The sequence below is a fragment of the Mycobacterium colombiense genome, assembly GCF_003284975.1.
Classification (GTDB): domain Bacteria; phylum Actinomycetota; class Actinomycetes; order Mycobacteriales; family Mycobacteriaceae; genus Mycobacterium; species Mycobacterium europaeum_A.
In genome coordinates this window covers 1-2,768 of the sequence record NZ_QMEU01000209.1, presented here as the reverse complement: position 1 = coordinate 2,768, position 2,768 = coordinate 1, and the positions used below count along the sequence as shown (strand labels likewise).

At 68.0% G+C, this 2,768-nt stretch carries 5 protein-coding genes; 4 read left to right on the top strand and 1 reads right to left on the bottom strand.

The annotated features are described in order from the left end of the window. A partial coding sequence (locus DQP58_RS26425; RefSeq protein WP_133259454.1) for a twin-arginine translocation signal domain-containing protein occupies window positions 1-158 on the bottom strand: 158 nt, incomplete at its 3' end. A gap of 229 nt (window positions 159-387) precedes the next feature. Between DQP58_RS26425 and rimP the strand changes: the two genes are divergently transcribed. From rimP to DQP58_RS26405, 4 genes are all read left to right on the top strand, one after another. Next, window positions 388-924 (top strand): ribosome maturation factor RimP, encoded by a 537-nt coding sequence (rimP, locus tag DQP58_RS26420; protein ID WP_067137290.1) that lies wholly within the window; start codon window positions 388-390, stop codon window positions 922-924. Next, window positions 921-1,976 carry a transcription termination factor NusA gene (nusA, locus tag DQP58_RS26415; RefSeq protein WP_112710971.1) on the top strand — a complete coding sequence of 352 codons (1,056 nt, stop codon included), beginning with the start codon at window positions 921-923 and terminating at the stop codon, window positions 1,974-1,976. Before rimP ends, nusA begins: the two co-directional genes overlap by 4 nt. Window positions 1,977-2,048: 72 nt before the next feature. Further along, window positions 2,049-2,417: a YlxR family protein gene (locus DQP58_RS26410; RefSeq protein ID WP_112710970.1), complete on the top strand. Its 369-nt coding sequence runs from the start codon at window positions 2,049-2,051 to the stop codon at window positions 2,415-2,417. 85 nt (window positions 2,418-2,502) lie between these two features. Then, window positions 2,503-2,768: translation initiation factor IF-2 N-terminal domain-containing protein (locus tag DQP58_RS26405; RefSeq protein WP_133259453.1), on the top strand; the 266-nt coding region annotated here is incomplete at its 3' end.

The window sequence follows — 2,768 nt, the reverse complement described above, 5'->3', positions numbered from 1 at the left end:
TCGTGCCGGGCCTGATCCAGCGGCCCCAGCAATTGCTCGACCGGCGGCGGTTTGGGCGCGGACTTGCCGCAGGCGGACACCACCGCGCCGAGCGCAGCCAAAGCCGCACCACCGGCGAGCACATCTCGCCTGTTGACGAACGGAACTGCGCTAGGCACAAGGACATCCTGCCATCGGCGTCGAGGCGGGCAAGATGCCAGGACGCGATCACGCCGTCAACCGCGATTCCTGGCGTATCGTGGATAGCTGGTTCTCGCAGAGGGCGGCCGCCGCCAGCAACGGTCAGCCACGGGCGTTCCTCCGCCGGGACACCGGAAGGCGCCTGCGAAGCCATCGGGGCGCCGACATCCGCCAGATGACCGGACAACTCAAGATGAGGAGCTCGCCGTGACCACCGGGCTACCGTCGCAGACGCAGGTGATCGAGCTACTCGGTGGAGAGTTTGCGCGCGCCGGATTCGAGATCGAAGACGTGGTCATCGACGCCCGGACCCGCCCCCCGCGAATCATGGTGATCGCCGACGGCGACAACGGCCTCGACCTGGACACGGCGGCCACGCTGTCCCGCTCGGCGTCGGCACTGCTCGACGGCCTGGACACCATCGGCGACCAGTACGTGCTCGAGGTCTCCTCGCCCGGCGTGGACCGCCCGCTGACCAGCGCGAAGCACTTTCGCCGGGCCCGCGGCCGCAAGGTCGACGTCGTCCTGTCGGACGGATCGACGCTGACCGGCCGGGTCGGCGAAACGGGCGATGACGCGGTCGCGCTGGTGGTCCGCGCGGGCCGGGATCTGGCGGTGCGCCAGATCCCACTCGCCGACATCGTCAAAGCTGTTGTCCAAGTGGAGTTTTCGCCCCCTAATCAAGCGGAGCTGGAACTGGCGACGACGGGTCAGGCCCAAAGGACGGAGGAGCGGCGCCTATGAACATCGACATGGCCGCGCTGCATGCCATCGAGGTGGACCGCGGCATCTCGGTCAACGAGCTGCTCGAGACGATCAAATCGGCGCTGCTCACCGCCTACCGGCACACCGAAGGCCACCAGAACGACGCGCGGATCGAGATCGACCGCAAGACCGGTGTCGTAAAGGTGATGGCCCGGGAGACCGACGAAGACGACAACGTCATCAGCGAATGGGACGACACCCCCGAGGGTTTCGGCCGCATCGCCGCCACCACCGCCCGTCAGGTCATGCTGCAGCGGTTCCGGGACGCCGAAAACGAGCGGACCTACGGCGAGTTCTCCACCCGCGAGGGCGAGATCGTCGCCGGCGTCATCCAGCGCGACAGCCGGGCCAACGCGCGTGGCCTGGTGGTGGTCCGGATGGGCACCGAGACGAAGGCCTCCGAGGGCGTGATCCCGGCGGCCGAGCAGGTCCCCGGGGAAAGCTACGAGCACGGCAACCGGGTGCGGTGCTACGTGATCGGGGTGACCCGCGGGGCCCGCGAGCCGCTGATCACGCTGTCGCGGACCCACCCCAACCTGGTCCGCAAGTTGTTCTCGCTGGAGGTCCCCGAGATCGCCGACGAGTCCGTCGAGATCGTGGCGGTGGCGCGGGAGGCCGGCCATCGGTCCAAGATCGCGGTGAAGTCCAACCTGCCCGGCCTGAACGCCAAGGGCGCCTGCATCGGCCCGATGGGGCAGCGGGTCCGCAACGTGATGAGCGAGCTCTCCGGCGAGAAGATCGACATCATCGACTACGACGAGGACCCCGCCCGCTTCGTCGCCAACGCGCTGTCGCCGGCGAAGGTGGTGTCGGTGTCGATCATCGACCAGGCCGCCCGCGCCGCCCGGGTGGTGGTGCCCGACTTCCAGTTGTCCCTGGCCATTGGCAAGGAAGGCCAGAACGCGCGCCTGGCCGCCCGGCTCACCGGGTGGCGCATCGACATCCGCGGCGACTCGCCCGCCGGGGAGGGCGGGCATCCGGAGAGCCAGTCCGAACACGGCGCCGCCCACGGAATGGCCCGCGATCGCTAGCGGTCCGGCCGGGTCGCGCCGGCGCATGCTCGGGCGGTTCTGAGCTTCGATCCGGTGACGCTAGACTGAGCCGTGATCCAGCGCGAACTTTCGGCTCCCGAAATCACGTCGCACCGTCATGCGGGTGGACCCGTACGGACGTGCGTCGGGTGCCGGAAGCGAGAGCTGGCCGTCGAGTTGCTTCGAGTGGTGGCTGTGCCGGACGGGAACGGCGAATTCGCCGTGATCGTTGACACAGGCAGGAGCCTGCCGGGGCGGGGTGCATGGCTGCATCCCGGGCCGCAGTGCGCGCAACAGGCAATCCGGCGGCGGGCTTTCACCAGAGCGCTGCGCATCACCGGTTCACCGGATACATCCGCGGTGGTCGAGCACGTAGAGTTCCTCAGTGCGCCCGAGCGCCCGGCAACAGAACAGGTAGCAAAGAACATGAGCACACCGTGAAGTCCCGATGACTCGCATTCCTATGCGTTACAGCTAATTCCCGAGGCGCGGCCCCACGACTGTCGCCTCATAGACAGGAGATGTAGTGGCAGGTAAGGCCCGCGTACACGAGTTGGCTAAGGAACTCGGTGTCACCAGCAAGGAAGTCCTCGCCCGACTGAATGATCAGGGCGAATTCGTCAAATCAGCATCGTCGACGGTAGAAGCTCCGGTTGCTCGCCGGCTGCGCGAGTCCTTCGGCGGCGGCAAGTCCGCCGAGAAGGCCCCCGCGAAAGCCGCGGCACAGGGTGGGGCCAAGGCGCCCGCCGCCAAGTCCCCCGACAAATCGCTCGACAAGGCCCTCGACAGCGC

Coding starts and splice junctions, on each gene's coding strand:
- nusA (WP_112710971.1), top strand. CDS start 921: ATGAACATCGACATGGCCGCGCTGCATGCCATCGAGGTGGACCGCGGC.